At 43.6% G+C, this 23700-nt stretch carries 19 protein-coding genes; 8 read left to right on the top strand and 11 right to left on the bottom strand.

Going from position 1 to position 23700, the window contains the following annotated elements; genetic code table 11:
• The first annotated feature begins 125 nt into the window (after positions 1–125).
• The 3 genes from FD724_RS27550 (at position 126) to FD724_RS27560 (ending at position 4768) form a co-directional block, all read left to right on the top strand.
• The gene (locus FD724_RS27550) at positions 126–1196 is read left to right on the top strand and encodes an LOG family protein (RefSeq protein ID WP_179074816.1); all 1071 of its coding nucleotides are present in this window, start codon (positions 126–128) and stop codon (positions 1194–1196) included.
• A 560-nt stretch (positions 1197–1756) separates the two neighbouring features.
• Entirely contained in the window at positions 1757–3079 is a 1323-nt protein-coding gene (locus FD724_RS27555; RefSeq protein ID WP_179074817.1) for a D-alanyl-D-alanine carboxypeptidase, read from the top strand.
• A gap of 471 nt (positions 3080–3550) precedes the next feature.
• On the top strand, positions 3551–4768 hold the full coding sequence (locus tag FD724_RS27560) for an HhoA/HhoB/HtrA family serine endopeptidase (protein WP_179074818.1): 1218 nt from the start codon (positions 3551–3553) through the stop codon (positions 4766–4768).
• Positions 4769–4968: 200 nt separating this feature from the next.
• Here FD724_RS27560 and FD724_RS27565 read toward each other — a convergent pair whose 3' ends face one another.
• The 6 genes from FD724_RS27565 to FD724_RS27590 form a co-directional block, all read right to left on the bottom strand.
• Positions 4969–5874, bottom strand: coding sequence for an MBL fold metallo-hydrolase (locus FD724_RS27565; protein ID WP_179074819.1), 906 nt, complete (start codon positions 5872–5874; stop codon positions 4969–4971).
• 11 nt (positions 5875–5885) lie between these two features.
• Positions 5886–6269 (bottom strand): aspartate 1-decarboxylase, encoded by a 384-nt coding sequence (gene panD / locus FD724_RS27570; RefSeq protein ID WP_012409102.1) that lies wholly within the window; start codon positions 6267–6269, stop codon positions 5886–5888.
• 136 nt (positions 6270–6405) lie between these two features.
• The gene (locus FD724_RS27575; RefSeq protein WP_114084032.1) at positions 6406–6918 is read right to left on the bottom strand and encodes an inorganic diphosphatase; all 513 of its coding nucleotides are present in this window, start codon (positions 6916–6918) and stop codon (positions 6406–6408) included.
• Positions 6919–7279: 361 nt separating this feature from the next.
• Positions 7280–7468 (bottom strand): hypothetical protein, encoded by a 189-nt coding sequence (locus FD724_RS27580; protein WP_114084033.1) that lies wholly within the window; start codon positions 7466–7468, stop codon positions 7280–7282.
• 906 nt (positions 7469–8374) lie between these two features.
• Positions 8375–9346 carry a DUF362 domain-containing protein gene (locus FD724_RS27585; RefSeq protein WP_179074820.1) on the bottom strand — a complete coding sequence of 324 codons (972 nt, stop codon included), beginning with the start codon at positions 9344–9346 and terminating at the stop codon, positions 8375–8377.
• 88 nt (positions 9347–9434) lie between these two features.
• The gene (locus FD724_RS27590; RefSeq protein ID WP_179074821.1) at positions 9435–10856 is read right to left on the bottom strand and encodes an aspartate ammonia-lyase; all 1422 of its coding nucleotides are present in this window, start codon (positions 10854–10856) and stop codon (positions 9435–9437) included.
• Between the two features lie 144 nt (positions 10857–11000).
• On the opposite strand from FD724_RS27590, the gene pgsA reads away from it, so the two are divergent.
• The 3 genes from pgsA to FD724_RS27605 all read left to right on the top strand — a co-directional run bounded on the left by pgsA (position 11001) and on the right by FD724_RS27605 (position 12797).
• Positions 11001–11528: a CDP-diacylglycerol--glycerol-3-phosphate 3-phosphatidyltransferase gene (gene pgsA, locus FD724_RS27595; RefSeq protein ID WP_114084038.1), complete on the top strand. Its 528-nt coding sequence runs from the start codon at positions 11001–11003 to the stop codon at positions 11526–11528.
• Positions 11512–11748 (top strand): type II toxin-antitoxin system HicB family antitoxin, encoded by a 237-nt coding sequence (locus FD724_RS27600; RefSeq protein ID WP_179074822.1) that lies wholly within the window; start codon positions 11512–11514, stop codon positions 11746–11748. The genes pgsA and FD724_RS27600 overlap by 17 nt, the downstream gene beginning before the upstream one ends.
• Positions 11749–11879: 131 nt before the next feature.
• A complete protein-coding gene (locus FD724_RS27605; RefSeq protein ID WP_179074823.1) occupies positions 11880–12797 on the top strand; it encodes an LD-carboxypeptidase in 918 nt (305 codons plus the stop codon).
• A 42-nt stretch (positions 12798–12839) separates the two neighbouring features.
• Here the strand turns inward: FD724_RS27605 and FD724_RS27610 are convergent, their stop codons facing one another.
• The 3 genes from FD724_RS27610 to petH all read right to left on the bottom strand — a co-directional run bounded on the left by FD724_RS27610 (position 12840) and on the right by petH (position 16470).
• Positions 12840–13550, bottom strand: a complete 711-nt coding sequence (locus FD724_RS27610) for a class I SAM-dependent methyltransferase (RefSeq protein ID WP_179074824.1) — start codon at positions 13548–13550, stop codon at positions 12840–12842.
• 173 nt (positions 13551–13723) lie between these two features.
• Complete coding sequence (locus tag FD724_RS27615; protein ID WP_179075643.1) at positions 13724–15010, bottom strand: homoserine dehydrogenase; 1287 nt, start codon at positions 15008–15010, stop codon at positions 13724–13726.
• Positions 15011–15156: 146 nt separating this feature from the next.
• A complete protein-coding gene (gene petH, locus FD724_RS27620; RefSeq protein ID WP_114084042.1) occupies positions 15157–16470 on the bottom strand; it encodes a ferredoxin--NADP reductase in 1314 nt (437 codons plus the stop codon).
• 1208 nt (positions 16471–17678) lie between these two features.
• Here petH and FD724_RS27625 point away from each other — a divergent pair.
• Together FD724_RS27625 and metK are read left to right on the top strand one after the other, a co-directional pair.
• A complete protein-coding gene (locus FD724_RS27625; protein WP_114084043.1) occupies positions 17679–18683 on the top strand; it encodes a phosphoribulokinase in 1005 nt (334 codons plus the stop codon).
• A gap of 349 nt (positions 18684–19032) precedes the next feature.
• On the top strand, positions 19033–20307 hold the full coding sequence (gene metK, locus FD724_RS27630) for a methionine adenosyltransferase (RefSeq protein ID WP_114084044.1): 1275 nt from the start codon (positions 19033–19035) through the stop codon (positions 20305–20307).
• 382 nt (positions 20308–20689) lie between these two features.
• Here the strand turns inward: metK and FD724_RS27635 are convergent, their stop codons facing one another.
• Together FD724_RS27635 and FD724_RS27640 are read right to left on the bottom strand one after the other, a co-directional pair.
• Entirely contained in the window at positions 20690–22096 is a 1407-nt protein-coding gene (locus FD724_RS27635) for a family 2B encapsulin nanocompartment shell protein (RefSeq protein WP_179074825.1), read from the bottom strand.
• Positions 22097–22236: 140 nt separating this feature from the next.
• Positions 22237–23643, bottom strand: coding sequence for a family 2B encapsulin nanocompartment shell protein (locus FD724_RS27640; protein ID WP_179074826.1), 1407 nt, complete (start codon positions 23641–23643; stop codon positions 22237–22239).
• Positions 23644–23700 lie beyond the last annotated feature (57 nt).

The following is a 23700-nucleotide window of genomic DNA, read 5'->3' on the forward strand; positions in this document are numbered from 1 at the left end:
AGCATCTCTGTCGTTTTTAAATTATTCAGATGCTACGGGATATTGATATTCAGGGGGCTATTATTCCGCTTGCTAGAGTGTAAGTCATTCACGTAGAATATAATGCCATTGTTGCGGCAGTTCTCATGACTTCATCTGCGTCGTTTGACACATTAGAGTCTTTACAGGCGGATATCGCTGAATTGGTCGTTCGTCTACCGACATTAAAAAATCGGCAATTTATTCAGCAAGCACTTGCTACTATTGTTCGTCTTGCTGATACCGAAATTGAGCGTCTCGATTGGAAAATATTGTCGGCTGCGTTAGCAGATATGGAGCGAGGTTTCCAGCTTTTTTATGATTACCGACACGTTCGCAAAGTCACCATCTTCGGTTCTGCTCGTCTAGCGCCAGATACGCCAGAGTATCAAATGGCCCTTGAGTTTGCTCGCGCTGTTTCTCAATTAGGATTTATGGTGATGACCGGCGGTGGCGGTGGAATCATGCAGGCGGGTCACGAAGGTGCTGGACGAGAAAATTCCTTTGGATTAAATATTCAATTACCCTTTGAACAAGAAGCAAACCCTTTTATAGAGGGCGATCCCAAGCTAATTATTTTCAAATATTTCTTTACTCGTAAGCTTTTTCTCCTCAAAGAAAGTGATGCTGTAGCCTTATTTCCGGGAGGCTTTGGCACTCAAGATGAAGCTTTTGAATGTATGACATTAAGCCAGAATGGTAAGTTTGGCCCAGTACCTCTAGTTTTAATTGACCATCCTGGTGGTGATTACTGGCGGTCTTGGAGCGAATATATTGATAAGCAATTAGTCCAAAATGGTCTTGTCAGTCCTGAAGACCCTAGCCTTTACACGGTGACAGACAACCTGGATGTGGCTTGTGACGCTATTACTCGTTTTTACCAGGTTTATCATTCCTGTCGATATGTAGGTGAGCAATTAGTCATCCGTCTGAAGACAGATATATCAGACTATCTTGTAGAGCAACTCAATGCTGATTTCAGTGACATTATTGTTAAAGGACGGATTGAAAAAACTCAGGCATTACCTCAAGAAGCACAAGATGAAACGGTTGAACTACCCCGGCTCATTTTGTACTTCAATCAACGCGACTTGGGGCGTTTGTATCAGATGATTGCCACAATTAACCAAATGGGTAATGTTTCATCAGAAGATGCAGCACACCCAGAAAGAAAGTAGAGTTTAGGGGTGGATTTCTCCACCCGTATCCCAATATTTTTGACAGCCTTCACAGGCTTATTGCCAGTTTAATATCTTTGGGATCGCTAAAGATTTGACTCTATGAGAGCGACATAATAACGCAGGTGATCGCAACAAACTTCTCACCACTCCAATGTCCTTTTTTCAGTTTATCTCAGGCTAGATAGACGAAAAAAATGTTGGATGATTTTGATGTCTTCATAATTTAACTTACTGATATGTCTGCTTTAGGATGACTTTGAAAGAGGTATTGAAGAGAAATTTCCAATGTATCTAAATTATTATCAATTTTTTAATAAAAAGTGATGAAATATGAAGAGTCAATTCGCTTTGCCTCCTTTATACTGGCTTTCAAGAGACGTGGCTTTTAGAGTCAGTGTTTTTTTGTAAAAAGTATAACGAAAATCATGTGATTCACCTTACTTTCAGATGTCTAATGCACTAGTTATTGTGACTCAATGCTGATCTGCATAAAAAAGCGTGTATATTAGCACAGGAAATAATATAGAACATCCTAAACACATATAGAGGAATAAAATATGCTGGAATTATTGGGTTCAGGTTTGGTGTCACTCTGGCTGGAAATGGCCGGGGTACAAATCAAGCCTCTAGATGCCTTAGATGCTTTAACTTGGCAAAGTAGCCCTGGTTTAGTTCTTGCCCCCGATCCCAATCCAACTGGGGCAACTACGGTGCAGGAATATCTGAAAAAGCTCATCACATCAAAAGTGGTGGCGCAAAATCTGGCTGAAAGTCAAGGCATTTGGATGCAGTCGGGCCCAATGCTGATGGCAAATCACCAAGGTACGACACCTCTCCCTGCTGCCTCTTTAACCAAAATTGCCACTTCACTAGTTGCTTTGAAAACTTGGGGCCCAGATTACCAATTTGATACTTTGGTGAGTATCACTGGGCCAGTGGTAAATGGAGTTGTGCAGGGCGATTTGGTGATTACAGGCGGTGGCGATCCTTTGTTTGTTTGGGAAGAAGCGATCGCTCTTGGTAATACTCTCAATCAAATGGGCATCAAGCAGGTAAAGGGAAATTTAATCATTAATGGCACTTTTGCCATGAATTTCCAACGGCAGCCGATGCTGGCAGGTATGATGCTCAAGCAAACACTAAATCGTGCAACTTGGGGCCGCCCCGCTATTTATACACACTCCATCATGGCTAAGGGAACGCCCAAGCCTCAAGTAGTCATTTCGGGTACGGTGAAAGTTGAGGCACAACCAAACCCCCAACAAACTTTGTTACTGCGTCATCGCTCGTTACCCTTGAAGCAACTAATCAAGGAAATGAATGTTTACAGTAACAACGATATGGCAGAGATGCTAGCAGATTCAGTGGGAGGAGCAGCTGTAGTCCAATCCACTGCTGCTAACCTTGCGAGGGTGCCACAAGTGGAAATTCAGTTAATCAATGGTTCTGGACTAGGCCCCGAAAATCGCATTTCCCCCAGGGCTGTTTGTGCGATGTTTATGGCCATTCAAAGTGAGGCATCTGCCCATCAGCTAAATCTGAGTGACTTGTTCCCCATGTCTGGGTTTGATCACCGAGGAACAGTACACAGCAGACACATTCCCCTTGCTACTGTGATCAAAACTGGCACTCTTAGAGATGTGAGTGCTTTAGCAGGAGTTATGCCCACACGCGATCGCGGTTTGGTTTGGTTTGCTATTATCAATCGTGGTACAAATGTTTGGGGTTTGCGGACTGGACAAGACCAACTACTGCAAAGTGTTGTAAAACAGTTACAACTACCTTTAACCGTTCCTACTGCTCTCATTCCCCACTCAGCAATCAACTCTTTACCCCAGCTAGGTGCAATCAGTCGGAATGAAATTTTATTCAAAAGTTAGTTCATCATCCGATCGGGTTTTGAACCAAAAGTGAGTATGGGTGTCCCACATCTCCTTTTATCAGTGTCACTACTTTGAAACTTCTAGTTTTATTAGCAATCCAAAAGTTTTATTGATGGGTAAAAACCGAACTTGTAAAGGGTGAATGTCCATAATAGCTTTTGGGTTAAATTTTCCATTAACTTGATTATAGGTAAATCGTAAAATGCCATAACCACACTATTCCCGAATTTCTCACGTATTGTGTGGTTCGGGTGGAGAGTGTGGGAGGTGTGGGAGGCAATGCAGCGTTCATTGATGTGCAGTTATTCAATTCCTCCTCTTTCTCCCCACACTCCCCACACTCACGCTCATTTCTCACTTGTGAGAAATCCAGGAATTGGGAAGGCAGGCGAAACCTGAAGTAAAAATAACTGTAAATAGATTTGTCACGACTAAGCAACAATTAAGCTTATAAATTAGGTTGTGATTATGCGATTTCCCAAATTACCCAGATCCATACGTCAACTCAGTAGTTATGTTTTAGCGATCGCGCTCGGAGTTGTGCTAACGGTTAGCACATTGCAGGTGTTGCCCTCCCAAGCCGAACCCGCACCCCCAATAACAGATGCAGATACTTCACAACTGATTGCCCAACGACAATCACCAGCCACAGGTGCGATCGGTAGTAGTAGCTTTGTCACCGCAGCAGTGAATCGTGTCGGTTCAGCAGTTGTTCGCATTGATACTGAGCGAACAATTACTCGTCGCGTTGATCCATTTATGGAAGACCCATTTTTCCGTCGGTTTTTTGGTGACGGTTTCTCTCAACAAATGCCGCCTTCTGAGCAGTTACGCGGTTTAGGCTCAGGTTTCATTATTGACAAGAGCGGCTTAGTTATGACTAACGCTCATGTGGTCGATAAGGCTGACAAGGTAACAGTCCGACTCAAAGATGGCCGCACCTTTGAAGGGAAAGTTCAAGGCATTGATGAAGTTACAGATTTGGCAGTAGTCAAGATTAACGCTGGTAACGATTTACCAGTTGCACCCTTGGGTTCTTCCACTAATGTCCAAGTCGGAGATTGGGCGATCGCAGTTGGTAATCCTTTAGGATTTGATAACACCGTTACTTTGGGAATTGTCAGTACGCTCAAACGTTCCAGTGCCCAAGTTGGCATTAGCGACAAACGCTTAGACTTCATTCAAACTGATGCCGCTATTAACCCAGGTAACTCTGGCGGGCCGCTATTAAATGGCCAAGGTGAAGTAATTGGCATTAACACAGCAATTCGTCCCGACGCGATGGGTATTGGGTTTGCCATTCCTATTGATAAAGCGAAAGCGATCGCAGCGCAACTGCAACGTGATGGCAAAGTTGCTCACCCCTATTTAGGCGTGCAAATGCTAACTTTAACACCCGATCTTGCCAAGCAAAATAACACCGATCCCAACTCTCCGATTCAAATACCAGAAATTAATGGTGTTTTTGTCATGCGAGTTGTTCCCAATTCTCCAGCTGCATCTGCCGGTATCCGGCGCGGGGATGTAATTCTGCAAGTTGATGGTAAAGCTATTACCAGCGCTGAACAATTGCAGAACGTTGTGGAAGACAGTCGTCTTGGTCAAGTATTACAGGTGAAAGTGCAACGGGGCAATCAGACACAGCAGCTTTCAATCCGTACAGCCGAGTTGCAAAATGCTTCGTAGGAGCAATAGTTAAAAGGGCGGTTATAAACCGCGTCTACACAAACAAAACCCACCTCCGTGGGTTTAAAGCCTTAATTTTTTCTTAGTCCGCGGAGGCGGACTTTGCCTGTGTAGCCAAGCCATTGCGTTGGGCGGCTCTGCCGACTTGTTCGCGCAGCGTCTCCGACAGGAGAAGCAAGTGGCGCGCGAATTCCATTCGCTTAAAGCTTACCAACAGCTAAAACTAGACCTTCATGGGCTAATACTGCTTCAGGAAAGGCAGATTTAATATCGACTTGAACCCTATCAAGAAAATCATCATGGTCATCTGGGTGATGATGAGAAATAGCTAGCCGTTGCACACCAGCATTCAAAGCTGCATTCACCGCAGCTTGCCAGAGTAAATCAGCAGAGTCATGGTTGTGAGACGTAGGGGGAGTGTAAGTGGCATTGGCAATCAGCAAATCAACGCCTTTAATAAACTCTAAAATCCGCTCTCGCTCTACTTGATCGGCATTTTGGTGCAAATCCGTGACGTAGGCAACACTATAATCTTGCCAACTAACTCGGTAGCCAACTGAGCGCTGAGTTTGATTGATTAATGCGGTTGTAATGATGACATCATCTAGCTTTACATCACTGTCTGGAGTCAGATTGTAAAACTGCAACTCCGACTGCATTACCTGTAAAGGATAAGGAAAGTGGGGCTGGAGCATCTGATCGTACAGACATTGTTTGATTGAGGCACTATTTGAGGCAGCTGTGCCGTAAATATGAAAGCAATTTTCTCCAATAAATGCAGGAGCAAAAAAGGGAAACCCTTGAATTCGGTTTGATTGGCAGTTGGTAAAAAATAAATGGGCTTGTATTGGCTGTTGTAGTTCTTGCCAAGTTTTACCCAATATGCGTAAACCAGTGCCACCATCAAAAATCAAGCGTTTTCCACCTACAGCCATTTCTACACAAGCAGTATTACCACCATAGCGGTTGGTGCTGGTGTCTGGGGTAGGAATCAAACCCCGTACACCCCAAAATTGCACAATAAACTCACCTGCTGGGCTACTTGGCAGGGTAGCAGATTTTTCAGGTATGTAGCTTTGGGAATCCGACAACTCAAAATTTGACATTTTCCTTCAAATTAGACCTTAACGAGCAGGTCATCGTAGCGCCGAACTTCCAACAGCCTGTTTTTTTCGTCCACAATGACTACCGTAGGAGAGTAATTTTTTAACTCTTCTGGAGTGAACTGCCCGTAAGTCATTATAATCAAGCGATCGCCAATAATGCCTAGACGTGCCGCACCCCCATTTAGCTCAATTACTCCTGAATGGGCTGGAGCCGGGATCGCATAAGTAATAAAACGCTGACCGTTGGCACTATTAACTACTTGCACTTGCTCATAAGGTAAGATCCCAGCTTTTTCCAAAAGGATTTCATCGATGCTGATACTACCCACGTAGTTGATATTCGCCCCCGTAAGGGTGCAATTATGAATTTTTGCCAAAAGGAGAGTACGCTGCATTTTGGTTTAGGATTTGGTGGCAGTTTCGTAACAAATGAAATTGATGAGTAGAGACGCGATTAATCGCGTCTGTAAAGGAGTTAGGATTGAGGAATAAAAATTTATAACTCTTAACTCCTAACTCCTAACTCTTCTATTATCCTCTATAAGCTTTGACGGATTTTTCTACTAAAGCTGCAACCTTGTCCACATCTTGCCAACCGAGAATTTCAGTCACCTTTTTTTCCAAATTTTTATAACTACGGAAAAATTCGGCAATTTCATCTAAGCGGTGTGGCGCTACGTCTTTCAGGGATTTTACCTGAGTGTAGCGGGGATCTTTGTCAGGAACACAAAGGATTTTTTCATCGCGATCGCCACCGTCAATCATCTCCAAGAAGCCAATTGGTCGCGCAGCAATAATACAGCCTGGAAAGGTTGGCTCGTCAATTATGACCATACCATCCAGAGGATCGCCATCTTCAGCCAAAGTATTGGGCACAAAGCCGTAATCATAAGGATATTTTACCGAGGAATAAAGTACTCGGTCTAGAGCAAAAGCTTCTAGTTCCTTGTCGTATTCGTATTTATTTTTACTTCCGCCAGTAATTTCAATCAGAACGTTGATTAAACCGGGTTTCGGTTGGGCAGGAATACGAGATAAATCCACAAAAAAGTCCTCTGATAACAGTGAATCATGGGGGCACTCAGTCAGCTTCGCTCCCCGTGTAGAATTTTAGGGCAATATGGATCTCTGATGGGGAATTGGGAATGGGGAATGGGGAATAGGGAAGAGAATTGTTCAATAATTCTTCGTCTCCCTTGTCCTCCTCATCTCACCACCCCTCTGAAAAATGGAAAAAGCGTTGCGAAGTTACTTCGCAACGCTTTTTCCAAGAGGGTATTATTTTCTCCCGCCCTTGATTGCTGTTGGAGGGATTTCTGCCCCTACTCTGTCAAGACACCTGAAACCTGGAGTCACACGATACAAATTCAGGTTATTCCTGATGAAATGCTACTGGAAAACTTTATCAATCTTTACTTCCTTGTAGGTTTTGGATCAGGGGTTGCTGGTTATTTTGAACATTAGTTGAAGAATAGTGGGCGATGACAAATACGGGTAGGGTAAGAGTCAACAGAGCGATCGCAGTTCCCACAATGTCTGCCAAACGTTGGGAATATGTGTCGGTAGAATTGGCAGACTGGCTATTTGAATTCATACAAAGTTGAAGTTATTCGTAACACTGTGTAGGTCTACTCTCTAATTGAGAGTCTTAATGCTATGTTAGCTATTTTTAAACTGTAAAATGTGTAGCATCCTACAATCTAAACCAGTTATACAACTGTCATAATAGCCTTTTTATACAGGGAGTTCTTAATACAAAGTTACAACTAAACAAATCATGTTTTATTTTGTAATTAATATTTTCAGATGTTTCCCTGTATGGTGTAATGGTTTGCATACGCAAAACCAACTTTGACAGCATCATAAATTACATTTTTTCGCTGCTTAAAGATTAATTAGCAAAACATATTTGTCTGATACTTCATGATTATAACATCCTAAAATGCCTTTGATAAGGTCATTTTACTGGAATTGTTAATTTGTGATACAGGACACAAAACCGCGAAAGCACTGAATATCTATCAATGGTTTCGATTATTATCCGGTAGTTATACACACAAATATTTGACACTAAAGAAGAAATGGTAGGAATGTTTTTTATAACCAATCATAATTACCGAATAAATACAGATACATTAACTGTGTTAGGCTGCATAGATTCAGTGATAACACTAAACAAATATTTCAGAATTTAAATTTTCAAATCTGTGTAATATCACTGCATTTTTGTCAATCTATATATAGGTAGAGTAAATAATATTTTAGAAGGTGGCGTATCAGCTAAAAAAACCGCCACTAAATATAATAGGGCGGTCTGGTTAAGCAATCGGAGGGTAATTACAGATTACTCTGCTAATAATTGAAATTGCTGTAACGAAGTTTGCATTAGATTGGGCATTGGGCATGGGAAGAGGCAGAGGGAAATGAAGAAGCAGGGGAGCAGGGGGAAAAGGGGAAACTTTCTCCCCTGCTCCCTTGCTTCTTCCTCAGTTACCAGTTCTTAGTTCCTTCCATAAACACTAATTGGTTCTTTGATAAATCGGGTGTAAAGATGCTTAAAGGTAGACTTAATTACACGAGGCATACCAAAATCAATGGGCATCAACTTGTCTGGTAGCCGCCAATCTTCTATTTTTAATAAGTCAGGATTTAAATGTGGAAACTCGATAGCAGCAAGTTCTGGACAAACTCCTAGCCTTTGAGAAGCTGCAACTGTAGGTACTTGTTCAGGAGGAACATTGAGAATTTCTACCATTGCCCGATCTAAGGCAAATATATCTGATGCGGCTGCTAAAATTCCTAGTTGGCGAGGTTCACCATTACTAGGGCCATTTCCTTCATGACCAATGATCCCATCTAATATGGTTAAGTTAGGGTTAATAGCCCTAGCAGTTTCTACTAACATTTCACCAAATCTATTCGCATCTTTTCCGGCTTCCATGTGCCACCAAGCTTTCATTTTGCCAGGGACGCAACCAAACAAGTTTTTTACACCCAGTGTTAATGTCAACTGGGCATGGGATTTAACTTTAGGTAGATTAATTACTACGTCTGCTTCCATTGCTTCTTTAGACAGTCGCAGATGGTTAAAGTTATCACTAATTGTTTGGTAACGCTGACCTTGAAAATCGATGATGGGAAGATTGAGTTCTTTTAAAATAGGCAGATAGCCATTTGCTATTGCTACGCCCTTGGCACTACCAAAAGCAGGACTATCACCCAAAAAGGGCTTACCGCCAACCTCAATTACCATCTGAGCAACTTCGTAAACTAGTTCGGCACGGGTGATACACTCTTTACCAGGACGTGACCCTGTAAGTAAATTAGGTTTGAGTAAAACGCGATCGCCTTTTTTTACAAATGCTGCTATTCCTCCAAAAGGTTCCAGCAGTGTAACTAAAGATTCTCGTAAAGCCTCTCGTTCGTAGGATGTAGCCCGAATGAGACTAACAGATGGTTTTTGAGTCTGCATAGTATGGGTAGGGGATAGGGAATAGGGGACAGAGGACAGGGAACAGGCAATAGAGGCTAGTAACCTGTAACCTGTAACCCATAACCTATTATTCTGTTTTGAGCGGTAAGATACCACTCATTTGTTCTAGATTTAACACTGTGGCTAAGTCTGTTTCACTCATTAATCCCCGTTCTAGAACAATTTGCCGCAGGGATTTACCAGTTTCTAAAGATTCTTTGGCGACAGCAGCAGCGTTTAAGTAACCGATGTGGGTATTTAGTGCGGTTACTAAAGCTAAACTGCCTTCGGCATAAGCTAAACAGCGTTCTTGATTTGCAGTAATTCCCTCGATGCAGCGTTCGGTGAGTGCAGCGATGGTATTGCCGAGAATTTCGATGCTGTGAATTAGGTTATAAGCAATCAGTGGCATCATCACATTTAATTCTAATTGTCCGGCTTGTGCGGCTAATGCGATCGCACTGTCGTAGCCCATCACCTGAAAACACACCATTGATGTCATCTCTGCCATGACTGGGTTATATTTTCCTGGCATAATCGAAGAACCAGGTTGCACTGGAGGGAGTTGAATTTCTTTCAAGCCTGTTTTTGGTCCCGAATCCATCAGCCGCAAATCGTGAGAGATTTTGACTAAATCCTGCGCTAAGTTGCGTAAAGCACCGGAAACATTTACAAATGGAGCCATACTCTGCATGGCTGCCATAAGATGAGGCGCAGGTTCTAAAGGAGTATCAATCAATTCTGAGAGAACTTCTACCACACGGGCGCGATATAGAGGATGAGTATTTAACCCCGTTCCGGCTGCGCTACCTCCCAAACCCAGAACCATTAAATCACCAGAGGCGGTGTAAATCCGGTTTTGATGTTCTGCAATAATTTGCGCCCATGCGCGAAAATTTTCGCCCAAACGCACGGGTACAGCGTCTTGTAAGTGGGTTCTGCCAGATTTGACGATATCTTGAAATTCTACAGCTTTGTTTTCTAAAGATGCGATCGCACTATCTATTGCTGGGTGTAATGTCTTGGATAATGCCAATAATCCACCAATGCGTATTACCGTCGGAATCACATCATTGGTAGACTGCCCATAATTAACGTGATCGTTAGGACTAACACGTTTATAATTGCCCTTTTCTTCACCAAGAATTTCTAAGGCGCGATTTGCGAGAACTTCGTTGATATTCATGTGGTGGGATGTTCCCGCACCAGCCTGATAAACATCTACGACAAATTGATCCCGGAATTTCCCAGCTAGGATTTCATCAGTTGCTTGCACAATAGCCTGACTAATATCTTGGGGAATGCAATTCAGTTCTCCATTCACAATTGCTGTAGCTTTTTTAATGATTAATCCAGCATCTACGTAAGTAGCTAAAGGCTTAATGCCGCTAATAGGAAAGTTTTCGATTGCCCGTAGCGTTTGAATGCCGTAATAAACGCTACTAGCAATTTGGCGATCGCCCATCGAATCGCGTTCGATGCGGAATTGAGAGTCTGTGTGTTCAGTCATAGTATTGTTTTAAGAGAGCTACAGAAAACAGATTTTCCCATGCAGCCACACTCAGATACACTAATCTGCATAGATTTTGCATATTTGCTTGACTGTTTGTTGCTTTACAGTTGTTAATTTTGAAGTTTGATTTTTGAATTCCCTATGACCATACCCAACTGGATTACCTTCTCTCGCCTATTGGGGATACCATTTCTGCTTTATGGTTTATATAATCCCACACCTCAAGCTCAGTGGATATGTTTGGCGATTTTTCTCGTTGCGGCGTTGACTGATTGGTTAGACGGCTATTTGGCGCGGAAACTCAACCAAATTAGCGAGTTGGGTAAGTTTCTCGATCCCTTAGTGGATAAACTTCTGGTACTTGCGCCGTTGCTGGTTTTTATTGAACTAGGAAAAGTGCCGGCTTGGGGAGTGTTTTTGATTTTAGCGCGGGAATTAGCGATCGCTGGTTGGCGGGTGAATCAAACGACGATTACCGGGGCGAATATTTGGGGTAAACTCAAAACTGTTAGTCAAATAGTTGCGATCGCACTTTTGATTGCGCCTCTAGGTGAAGTGTGGCAAACTCCCTCTTTGCTTGCCTTTTGGATTTCTGTCGCCCTGACTTTAATCTCTGGGGGTATTTATCTTTTGCCCCAAAAAGCTAGGACTAATGAAACGGCAATATAGTATTGTAATTCAGTGGTCGATGGAAGATAAAAAGTACATTGTCAGCCTACCTGAGTTTGGCCCCTATGCACACACTCATGGAAATACCTACGCGGATGCTCTCAATAATGGTGAGGAAGTGCTGGAACTTTTGATTGAAGATTACCAAGCGCAAGGAAAACCATTACCAGAGCCTTTGACTGCTAATGTTTACTTTCAGTTTGTGCAATCCTCACCGTAATTATAGGAACACTCGGTAATTTCAAAAATGATTTCAATAAAATTTGATCGGAGTTCTAAGGTATAGTCTTTATTCTTAACCCCTTGTACAGACGCGATGAATCGCGTTTCTGCTCACCCCCAAATATTTTCATGCCATCCAAAATCTTACCACCGCCCCTAAAACCTGGAGACTTACTACGAGTAATTGCCCCTAGTGGTGCTTTGCGAGAATTTGAGGCATTTGAACGAGGTATAGAAATTTGGCGATCGCGTGGTTATCGAGTAGAAATCAGTCCTCAGATAGATGAAAAATGGGGTTATCTCGCCGGAACAGACGAAAGCCGCCGTCAGCAATTAGCAGCAGCATGGCAAGATCCTGATTGTCGCGGTATTCTCTGTTCTAGAGGCGGTTTTGGCAGCACCCGCATTTTAGAAGATTGGAATTGGCAACAAAATTCAGCCCTTCCCAAGTGGCTTATAGGCTTTTCCGATATCACAGCTTTATTATGGAGTCTTTATATAGCAGGAATTTCCGGCGTTCATGCTCCTGTGCTGACAACTTTGGCAGATGAGCCAGATTGGTCAGTTGAGCGATTATTCGATTTAGTAGAAGGTCGTCCTCTCGCACCTCTCAAGGGTCGCGGGTGGGGTGGCGGCGTAGTAAGTGGTACTTTGCTAGCAGGTAATCTCACCGTTGCCACTAATCTTTTAGCTACACCAATCCTGCCACATCTGGATGGTGTAATACTGGCGTTAGAAGATGTCACAGAAGCACCTTATCGCATCGATAGAATGCTGACACAATGGCGTTTGAGTGGTGTTTTATCTCAAGTCTGCGGTATTGCTTTAGGCGGTTTTACTCGCTGTGAAGCGCCGCCAACTGTGTCTAGCTTTAGTGTAGAAGAAGTATTGCGCGATCGCTTGGGTGATTTAGGTATTCCGATTGTCTCTGACTTACCTTTTGGTCACGATAGTCCCAATGCAGCTTTACCAGTGGGTGTAGAGGTAACTTTAGATGCTGATGCGGGAATATTAGCGATGCCTACGGCGGCAAGCTACGCGCCATAAGTGAACGCTAATATTATCCTTTAAGTTCTCATCCAGATTAATCTACTTCTGTATTACAACTAAATAATCCCGATCCAAATAAAAGTTCTTTCCATTTGGACTGGACTCTTTAATTACTTTAAATTGCGCCTTTTCTATTAACCACTTAATTGCTTCTGGTGAAGTGGGCTGATACAATACCTCATCATTATCGTATGCAGCAAACCTTGCCCAACCATTTGGTGTAGTTATATTAGTGGTATGAATAAAAGCTTTTCCACCTGACTTGAGAGTTGCATAAATACCATTTAAGTATTTCCAAATTGTTTGTAAATCTAAATGTACAAATACATCGAATGAATATACAAAATCAAATTTTTCGCTAAACTCAGGTTCAAATTGAGAATTTTTTATTAAACGAAACTCTATTTGAGGATATTCCATAAGCGCTGCTTCAGCATTATCTAGCATTTCTTGTGCTATGTCGAAACAGTATAATTTTTTGACGTTTTTAACCACTTTTGCCGCAATCCTACCACCACCAACACCTATTTCTGCAACTGTACTGTCTTGAGAAATAAACGGTGTAATATACTCACTCACAATATTGACTGCATCTTCTACTGTCGCCCATTCATCACCTAAATAATTGACGTAATTATCTCTTTCATCATCTGTAATTTTTTGATTACCTAGAATAACTTGAGATTTATCCCATGTTTTGGCATAATTGTTCCAGAATTCTTTATTAATTTCAACGTTGGATGGCTGCATTGGTAAATCCTGTTAGTTGTAGCGGTAATATCTAAAGTCATAGGGCTAACCTCACGCATGAGTGAGGTTTGTTCTTGATTTTAGCAAGCACAGACGTAAAAAAAGAGCTAAAAAAATTGCGTATTCTAGCTTATGGGAACCCCTGAAAGCGATCGCTCGCTAAAATATTAATCTCAAAGTACACGCAGTAAGCTGGGAATGCTTTCAATCGCTGACAAATCCCGGATTTCTGCCAAAGCTTGCCTAAAATTGCCTTCCCTCACATCATGGGTAACAACCACAATTTCTGCTAGTTCCCCTTGAAAGCCAGTTTGGACAATTGACTCTAAGCTAACGCCATAGTTACCAAAGCAAGTCCCCAATTTCCCGATAACTCCCGGTTGGTCATTGGTAAGGAAACGGGCATAAAACCGAGTTATCAATTCTACCATCGGCGCAATTTCGCAGTATTCCTGATGCCGACAAGTTAATAATGGATTTGCAACTGCTGTATTGGTTTTGAGGACAGCAACTAAATTCAAAATATCTGATGTCACAGCACTGGCGGTTGCACCAGCACCAGCACCGGGGCCAAAAAACATTACTTGCCCGATGGGTTCTCCTTCGACAAGAATGGCATTATAAACGCCGTTGATGCTAGCCAAAGGGTGAGCTTGGGGCACTAAAGTCGGATGAACTCTGACGGAAAGTGGTGATGAGGGAGTATCACGTTTAGCGATCGCTAACAATTTAATCACAAATCCCAATTTTTCGGCGTAGGCAATATCTGTTTTGCTAACTTGCCGAATGCCTTCAGTATAAACATCTTGTAGGTTGATGCGTCCACCAAAGCTTAATGATGCGAGGATGGCAATTTTATCTGCTGCGTCTAAGCCATCAACATCGGCTGTAGGGTCAGCCTCAGCATAACCCAAACGTTGGGCATCAGCTAACACATCGCTGAAGTTGCTGCCTTCTGTTTGCATCCGCGTCAGGATGTAGTTAGTTGTACCGTTCACGATGCCTGTGACAGTGTGAATGCGGTTAACACTCAAAGACTGCTTTAGGGGTTGAATCACCGGAATCCCGCCACCCACAGCAGCTTCTAGCATGACGTATACGCCAGCTTGATTGGCAGTTGTGAAAATTTCTGCCCCAAAGCGAGCGATCGCTGCTTTGTTGGCGGTGACTACGTGCTTACCATTACTCAAAGCTTTGAGAATTAGCGATCGCGCCGGCTCTAGCCCGCCCATCACCTCGACAACTATATCTACCGCCGGATCGTTGACAATGGATTCTAAATCTGTAGTTAAGACTTCTGTAGATAATTCTACTGCCCGATGTTTATCGAGCGATCGTACTCCCACCCGATAGATTTCTATCTCTTGTAACAACGGGTGCCGTCCAGCCTTATCTTGCAACAACTGCACTGTTCCCGTTCCCACAGTGCCTAATCCGAGTATTCCTAGTTTCACACCCACAATTTTTGCACCCAATTTCACCAAGAACAATTGTAGGTAGAGCGTTTGCCCTACCTACTGATTATCCTGCTTCCTTTGCCATTTGTCCTTCGTCCTTCGTTCTTTGTCTAAAACTAATGACTAATGACTAATGACTAATGACTAAATTAGTAAGTTTCTACGTGCCAGCGACCGGCTTTCTTGAGTTGCTTCTGGTAATCACTCCAGGTTACGCCTTCCTTAGCAGCAGCAGCAGTTAAGGCTGCATCAATACCTTCTTCCATACCCCGCAAACCGCAGATGTAGGTGTGGGTTTTTTCATTTTTAATCAACTGCCACAATTCATCAGCATGTTCTGCTACGCGGTCTTGAATATACATTCTACCGCCTTGGGGATTTTTCTGTTCGCGGCTAATGGCAGCAGTTAGGCGGAAGTTATCAGGATATTTTTGTTGAATTTCTTCCAGTTCTTCCTTATATAAAAGGTTTGGAGTTGTTGGTACACCAAATATCAGCCAAGAGAATCCTTTAAATTGGTATTCTGGGTTAGCGGCTCTTTCCGCATCTTTAAACTGCCGCCACAAGTAAGCCCGCATGGGAGCAATACCTGTTCCGGTTGCCATCATGATGACATTAGCTTCGGGATCTTGGGGTAACAACATTTCCTTACCCACAGGCCCGGTAATTTTTACCTCTTCCCCTGGCTTGAGGAAACACAGGTGCGTAGAGCAAACCCCGTAGACTGTTTCGCTAGTTTCTGGGTGCTTATACTCCAACTGGCGGACGCACAGTGATACTGTCTTATCATCCACATCATCGCCATGACGAGTTGAGGCGATGGAATACAGTCTCAGTTTTTCCGGCTTGCCGTTCTTGTCTACTCCTGGTGGAATAATCCCAATACTTTGACCTTCTATATACTTCAAATCCCCACCAGATAGGTCAAATTTAAGGTGTTGAACAATACCAATACCACCTTCTTTGACTAGCGGTTCATTAGATATTACCTTGCCAATAAACGGAGCATTGGGACGGTAAGTGTTAACAGGAACGTCACCGTGGTCTTTTTTGGCTTTCGCTTGAGTCATGGTGTTGCCTTTCTTGTCCTTGTTCTGTTCTTCAGCACTATGAGCATTTACAGGTGTGGCTTTACCATTCCCTTCACTGTTAGCAGTTTCCCCAGATTTAGCTAATTCGCTGACAACGCTTGTAGCATTCCCAAATGAGGCTTTACCATTAACTGGCTCTAGAGCAGTTATAGGCTGGATGCTAACAATTGTGCCGCCTAGACGAGTGATACGTCGCATTTCTTGATTCATGCGGTTGTAAGGCACTCTGATGAACACACTGCCACTTTTCCGAATTGGGTAGTTAGTTTGATCAGTTTCTTCGCTCTGACGCAAACCCACTACTTCATAAACGAAGATGCGGCTACCTAATTCTGTGTTGGCAGCACCCTCAACAGCACCTTGATTGTACATTCTTTCTACCACTCCGATAATTTACTTAACCGTTTTTCAAAAAAAACTATTCCTATCCCATGCCAGCTTTAGTTTACCGGATTTTCGTTTCACAAAACTGGCTCTCAAGGAAAAACGGCATCATTAAATTAATGCCTTGCTAAGTACACTCACCAAAGACATGCAGGCATAGCAAAAAACACACCTGTTCACCTTTTAAGGTAAATGATAAGTCTTGTGGAGAATGTTAATAATGAGTCAATTTAATCTTTTTTTTGTTAACTACCACCCGCATTAGCGAGATAGTTTTTTACTTGACTACCCAACGAGCAACTCACAATAGCAGATATTGATAGGAGAACTAGTTTGATTGCTGGAAGCTACCACTCAGTTGACCTCCAAAATTTGCCGTTGTGTTTACTTACTTCGAGGACTTAAATCGGGGAATACCAATACCGGAAAGTTTTCTTTTCATTGGTTTTGCTTCACCAAATCTACTGCTCTCTCAAAATGTTGTTAGCTATATTTTATGACCTATTTAAACATAGTTACATGAATATTACAGCTTCAGCTACAAACATAGCAATAGAGAGAAGCGTGATTTAACCAACTATAATCAGTTTTACTTGATGTGAAAAATCTGTCAACCTCTATTCAGTACTTTGCCATAACCCAAACGCTTGTATTTGAGCATATACATAAATTTACAGCCAATAATTTGACTAATGCAAGTTCTTGGCTCATTCGTTGGGTAGATTTTGGCTTTGAATATCTTAAGTATTGTCGAGTAGGAATTACAATTTAAGAAAATTAGGAAATTCGCGGCAATAATAAATTATACCTTATAGTCTTAATTATATAGAGTCACAAGTAGCAGTCTAATAAAGTTGCAACGCTGATGGGCGGTACTGATCCCCATTTTTAAATTAACAACTAAATCATCTAAAAATGATTCATGAACCACGCTAATTCTTCTCGACACTAATCTTGTATGGGATACCCCCTTCTGTTAAAATCAAATATACCACTAGGATTAAATACTTACCGGCACCAACATTCAGGCTAGTCCGACGAGTAGCAACTTAATTACTTTGTTGCCTACCCGCTTGGTGTCTTATAGATGTGCTAGGTAGCAAGAACGCAGGATAAACCAAAGGGGTAAACTCCTGGCTTCAGAATCTGCTGTGTGAAAAAATATTGACACAATTTTAGTATTTTAGAGGGGATTTATGACAAGTAAGCCGGAACGCGTGGTACTGATTGGAGTAGCCGGAGACTCTGGGTGCGGGAAATCTACGTTTTTGCGTCGTTTGATAGATTTGTTTGGTGAAGATTTGATGACAGTCATCTGTTTAGATGATTATCACTCCTTGGATCGCAAACAGCGTAAAGAAACTGGGATAACGGCACTAGACCCCAGAGCGAATAATTTTGACCTAATGTATGAGCAAATTAAAGCGCTCAAAAATGGTCAAGGGATTGATAAGCCGATTTACAACCACGAAACAGGCTTGCTCGATCCGCCAGAGCGGGTAGAGCCGAATCACATTATAGTTGTTGAAGGGCTGCATCCTTTATATGATGAGCGGGTGCGATCGCTAATCGACTTCAGTGTTTATTTTGATATTAGCGATGAAGTCAAAATCGCCTGGAAAATCCAGCGAGACATGGCTGAACGCGGTCATCGCTACGAAGATGTCTTAGCGCAAATCAATTCCCGCAAACCTGACTTTGAAAAGTTTATCGAACCACAAAGAGAATTTGCCGATGTAGTTCTCCAAGTATTACCCACCAACTTGATCAAAAACGACACCGAGCGTCGAGTCCTACGAGTACGTATGCTCCAACGGGAAGGTAAGGAAGGCTTTGATCCAACCTACCTATTTGATGAAGGCTCAACAATTAATTGGACTCCCTGTGGACGCAAGCTGACCTGCTCTTATCCTGGTATGCAACTATACTACGGTTCAGATGTTTACTACGGTCGCTATGTCTCAGTACTAGAGGTAGATGGTCAATTTGACAACTTGGAAGAAGTAATTTATATCGAAACCCATCTCAGCAATACATCCACCAAATATCAGGGTGAATTGACTCATTTGTTACTCCAGCACCGTGAGTATCCAGGTTCTAATAATGGTACTGGTTTCTTCCAAGTACTTACAGGTTTAAAAATGCGTGCTGCCTATGAGCGTTTGACAGCTACGGAAGCAAAGCTAGCGGTTCAGGTTTAAAAGCAGCAGTACTTGTGTCAAAGTTTGTGGGGGCGCTTCTGGGTGTCCCCTTTTTTTGTGTTATTAAATACATTTTGCCCACGAAATAATTACCATAAATTTATTTTTTTTACAGATACTTAGCTTATAATGAGTGGTTTTTATCAATATCAACAAGATACTAACTACTGAAGTATAAATATTGTTATGATTTCATAAATTAATGTGAGTTCGACGGCTCCTAGGAAACTAAATTGTTTCTCTCAAGGCATAACGAATGCCGTTCGTTGGAAGCACACGTTAAATTTAGGTAGTTGAACTGAATACCATATTTAGTCAGCAAAAAAACTCAAGTCAGGAGGAATTTGCTTTGTCTCGTCGATATTTATTTACCTCCGAGTCAGTAACCGAAGGTCATCCAGATAAAATCTGCGATCAGATTTCTGATACCATTCTGGATGCCCTACTGACACAAGACCCTAGCAGCCGTGTCGCTGCTGAAGTAGTAGTTAACACTGGTTTGGTGCTAATCACTGGTGAAATAACCACCAAAGCAAATGTGAATTTCGTCAATCTCGCCCGCAAAAAAATTGCCGAAATTGGCTATACCAATGCTGATAATGGCTTTTCTGCTAACAGCACCAGCGTTCTGCTGGCTTTAGACGAACAATCACCTGATATTGCCCAAGGTGTTAACACCGCCCAAGAAACCCGCCAACAAGATAGTGATGAGCTATTCGACAAAATTGGTGCGGGCGATCAAGGTATAATGTTCGGTTTTGCCAGTAACGAAACACCAGAACTGATGCCCTTACCCATCAGTCTCGCCCACCGCATTGCTCGCCGATTGGCAGCAGTTCGTAAAACAGGCGAATTGTCATACCTGCGTCCTGACGGTAAAACCCAAGTAACTGTGGTCTACGAAGATGGGCGACCAGTAGGTATTGATACTATTCTAATTTCCACCCAGCATACAGCTACTATTGGGGAAATTACGGATGAGGCGGCTGTACAAGCCAAGATTAAACAAGACCTCTGGTCGGCAGTAGTCGAACCTGTTTTTGGCGATATTGACATTAAGCCTAACGATCAGACGCGTTTTTTAGTTAACCCCACTGGCAAATTTGTCGTTGGTGGCCCTCAAGGAGACTCTGGTCTGACAGGACGGAAAATAATTGTTGACACCTACGGTGGTTATTCACGACATGGTGGCGGCGCTTTTTCTGGCAAAGACCCCACGAAGGTAGACCGTTCTGCGGCTTATGCGGCTCGCTATGTGGCGAAAAATATTGTCGCTGCTGGGTTAGCAGAAAAAGTTGAAATCCAGCTATCTTATGCTATTGGTGTAGCGCGACCAACAAGCATTTTGGTAGATACCTTTGGCACTGGCAAAGTTGATGAAGAAACCTTACTGGAATTAATCAACAAACACTTTGAACTGCGTCCAGCAGGGATTATCCATACCTTTAACTTACGCAACTTACCAAGTGAACGAGGCGGACGTTTTTATCAGGACGTCGCGGCTTACGGTCATTTTGGGCGGGCTGATTTAGACTTGCCTTGGGAACAGACCGATAAAGCCGAATTGTTGAAGCAAGCAGCAAACGAATCTCTTTCGGCAGTAGTTGCTAAAGCGCTAACTTAGACTCATACGCGACTACAAAAACTTAGTTTATATATCTGAGGGTATAGGCAATTTATGAAGTTGCCTATACCCTTATTTCTCTTTCAATTGTCGCACGAAAGGCGGGAGTATCCCAACCGTTTTATTTTCAAAGCAGGTTTATTGTGTTGCGTTCAGACAAAAATGAGAGAATGAACAAACGAACCACATTCGCGCAGCGTCTCGTTAGAGAAGAACGCAAAGGTAAGAGGTTTGTAAAGAGTTTTTGCGTCAATTAAGTGGTTTTTGGAAAAATTGGATGCTCTCCGAAATCTGAAATTAATCATGTTAAGGTTTTAAGCTAGCACCTTGGATGCTAACTGGTTTTTGGTCATCTCCTTAGTGTCTATATGCCCGATTCCCCTCAGCGACCGATTTCGACATCTTCGAGGATGCCGAGTGCATCAGGGACAAGGACAGCTGCGGAGTAGTAGTTTGTAACGAGGTAGGAGATAATGGCCTTTTCGCTGATGCCCATGAATCGGACAGACAAACTGGGTTGGTATTCGTCCGGGATACTAGTTTGATGTAAGCCAATCACACCCTGATCTTTCTCACCAGTGCGGAGTACAAGGATAGAACTGGTCTGGTTCTTGGTAATCGGAATCTTGTTACAAGGCAGAATCGGTACATTGCGCCACGTGATTATTTTGCTCCCATCCATATCGATGGTGTCTGGATAGATGCCTTGACGGTTGCACTGGCGACCGAAGGCTGCAATAGTCCGGGGATGAGCTAGGAAGAACCTCGACTTCCGGCGACGAGTGACTAATTCATCCAAGTCATCAGGAGTAGGGGGGCCAGTGCGGGTGTAGATGCGCTGTTTGAGGTCGGCGTTGTGCAACAATCCAAATTCGCGGTTGTTGATCAACTCGTATTCTTGACGTTCCCGCAATGCCTCAATCGTCAGCCGCAATTGTTCTTCCGTCTGGTTGTACGGTTGATTGTACAGATCCGCAACACGAGTATTCACTCGCAACATAGTCTGAGCAATGCTTAACTGATATTCGCGGGGTGAGAGTTCGTAGTCAACAAATGTTCCCGGTAATGTCGTCTCAATGCTATGACTGGTTGATAACGCGATCGCAGCTTCTCCGTATTTGTTTTGTGGAAGTCCTGCGCGAGTTCGAAACTGCTCAACCTGAGCCTGTAACGCTTGCGACTGGTTGAGCAGTTCCCGAAATGCCTGTTGTGGTAGCACTAATACGGTGCATCGGGTCACAGCTTGGACTGTGAACTTCCAATTGCTTTCTGAATCCACCAACACGCGATCGCCAAAATAATCACCGTCAGCTAGCATATCCAATAGAGGCTGCTCGTCATACTTGCCAATACCAATCTTGTTCGCTTTGCCATGTGCGATCAAGAAAAGCTGATTGGCTGGCTGACCTGACTGGACAATGATATCACCAGGTGCGAACTCCTGCTGAACAAACCGACTTGCCAACGCCCTCAGCACCTCGGTGTCGTCAAATCCTCGCAGCAAGGGCAACTCACCAAGTTCCTGGGGAATCACCTGTACCTCGGCTCCGGTGTTAGAGAAACTTAACCGCCCATCACCCACCGTATAGGTCAACCGACGGTTCAGCCGATAAGTGCCACCCTTCGTCTGCACCCACGGCAACATCTTCAACAACCACCGCGAAGTAATTTCCTGCGTCTGCGGTGCAGATTTGGTGGTCGTGGACAAATTACGCGCAGCATCTTTACTCAAACTCAGTTGAGGTTGTCCACTCTCAACATTTAAATTTGATTCAATAAAATCCGTCATCACCCCATCCTCTAGTTACTAATAAAAGTGCCATTCAGTGCTGAGTGCTGAGTTAAAAGACCACCCACTTTTTTGCAGGGTATCAACAGTCAGCCCTAATTTTTACTCACTCAGCACTCAGCACTCAGCACTCCTGATATTTAGCGCCCGATTTCAACATCTTCGAGGATGCCAAGTGCGTCAGGAGTGAGGACGGCTGCGGAGTAATAAGCAGTCACGAGGTAGGAGATGATCGCCTTTTCGCTGATGCCCATGAATCGAACAGACAAACTGGGTTGGTATTCATCGGGGATACCAGTTTGATGTAAGCCGATTACCCCTTGTTTTTCTACACCAGTGCGGAGCAAAAGGATAGAACTGGTACGGTTATTGGTGATGGGGATCTTGTTGGAAGGAAAGATGGGTACGCCTCGCCAAGATGTAACCTGAACCCCGTTCACATCTACACTTTGTGGATAGAGACCCAGGCGGTTGGCCTCACGACCAAAAGCAGCGATCGTCCGGGGGTGAGCCAGGAAGAATCCTGGCTCCTTCCATACTGTCGCCAACAGTTCGTCCAAGTCATCAGGGGTAGGTGCGCCACTACTGCTGTAGATCCGTTGTTTGAGGTCGGCGTTGTGCAGCAACCCGAATTCGCGGTTGTTGAGCAATTCGTGTTCTTGACGTTCCCGCAATGCCTCAATAGTTAGCCGCAGTTGTTCTTCTGTCTGGTTGTACGGTTCGTTGTACAGATCGGCTACCCGCGTACTTACTCGTAATACCGTTTGAGCAATGCTCAACTCATATTCTCTAGGTTTGAGTTCGTAATCGGCGAAGGTTCCCGGCAACTCAGCCTCTTGGGGATGATTAGCTGCTAGCTCAATGGCAGCTTCACCTTGAGGAGTCTGTGGTTGGTTCAAGCGGGTGCGGAACTGTTCAACATGGGTTCCCAACGCCTCAGACTGAGCGATCGCCCTTTCAAAGGCCGCTTGAGGTAGTGACAAAACGATGGTTCTAGTAATCGCCTTGAGGGTGTACTGCCAAGTATCCTCCGACTGCACCACAGTTTCATCGCCGAAATGGTCGCCGTCAGCTAGCACATCGAACACGATCTGCTCGCCATACTTGCCAACACCAATCTTGTTTACCTTGCCACGAGCAATCAGAATGACGCGATCGGCAGGCTGGCCAAGTTCGACGATTACATCATCTGGGGCATACTCCTGCTGAACAAACTGGTTTGCTAACCCGGTCAATACGTCAAGGTTGTTAAACCCTCGCAGTAACGGCAACTCAGTCAGTTCTAGGGGAATCACCTGCACCGTTGCTCCAGTATTGGTGAAAGTCACCCGCCCATCACCGACGGAATAACTCAACCGACGGTTGACCCGATAAGCGCCACCTTTTGTCTGCACCCACGGCAATAACTTCAATAACCACCGCGATGTAATTTCCTGAGTCTGCGGTGCAGATTTGGCCGTTGTCGCCAAATTACGCGCCGCTGCTGTACTCAAGGTTAAATGGGGCTGCTGATCTTCTACCAAATTGGGGTCGTTAGAATACGTCACAACTTAATCCTCCACTTTTTAGTTACTAAAAAAACCGATCTCACGCGATCAAACACT

This window comes from Nostoc sp. C057, assembly GCF_013393925.1.
GTDB lineage: Bacteria > Cyanobacteriota > Cyanobacteriia > Cyanobacteriales > Nostocaceae > Nostoc > Nostoc muscorum_A.

Bases quoted from the DNA above. Each gene is read 5' to 3' on its own strand.
- FD724_RS27550 (WP_179074816.1), top strand. From the start codon at position 126: ATGACTTCATCTGCGTCGTTTGACACATTAGAGTCTTTACAGGCGGAT.
- FD724_RS27555 (WP_179074817.1), top strand. From the start codon at position 1,757: ATGCTGGAATTATTGGGTTCAGGTTTGGTGTCACTCTGGCTGGAAATG.
- FD724_RS27560 (WP_179074818.1), top strand. From the start codon at position 3,551: ATGCGATTTCCCAAATTACCCAGATCCATACGTCAACTCAGTAGTTAT.
- FD724_RS27565 (WP_179074819.1), bottom strand. From the start codon at position 5,874: ATGTCAAATTTTGAGTTGTCGGATTCCCAAAGCTACATACCTGAAAAA.
- panD (WP_012409102.1), bottom strand. From the start codon at position 6,269: ATGCAGCGTACTCTCCTTTTGGCAAAAATTCATAATTGCACCCTTACG.
- FD724_RS27580 (WP_114084033.1), bottom strand. From the start codon at position 7,468: ATGAATTCAAATAGCCAGTCTGCCAATTCTACCGACACATATTCCCAA.
- FD724_RS27585 (WP_179074820.1), bottom strand. From the start codon at position 9,346: ATGCAGACTCAAAAACCATCTGTTAGTCTCATTCGGGCTACATCCTAC.
- FD724_RS27590 (WP_179074821.1), bottom strand. From the start codon at position 10,856: ATGACTGAACACACAGACTCTCAATTCCGCATCGAACGCGATTCGATG.
- pgsA (WP_114084038.1), top strand. From the start codon at position 11,001: ATGACCATACCCAACTGGATTACCTTCTCTCGCCTATTGGGGATACCA.
- FD724_RS27600 (WP_179074822.1), top strand. From the start codon at position 11,512: ATGAAACGGCAATATAGTATTGTAATTCAGTGGTCGATGGAAGATAAA.
- FD724_RS27605 (WP_179074823.1), top strand. From the start codon at position 11,880: ATGCCATCCAAAATCTTACCACCGCCCCTAAAACCTGGAGACTTACTA.
- FD724_RS27610 (WP_179074824.1), bottom strand. From the start codon at position 13,550: ATGCAGCCATCCAACGTTGAAATTAATAAAGAATTCTGGAACAATTAT.
- petH (WP_114084042.1), bottom strand. From the start codon at position 16,470: ATGTACAATCAAGGTGCTGTTGAGGGTGCTGCCAACACAGAATTAGGT.
- FD724_RS27625 (WP_114084043.1), top strand. From the start codon at position 17,679: ATGACAAGTAAGCCGGAACGCGTGGTACTGATTGGAGTAGCCGGAGAC.
- FD724_RS27635 (WP_179074825.1), bottom strand. From the start codon at position 22,096: ATGACGGATTTTATTGAATCAAATTTAAATGTTGAGAGTGGACAACCT.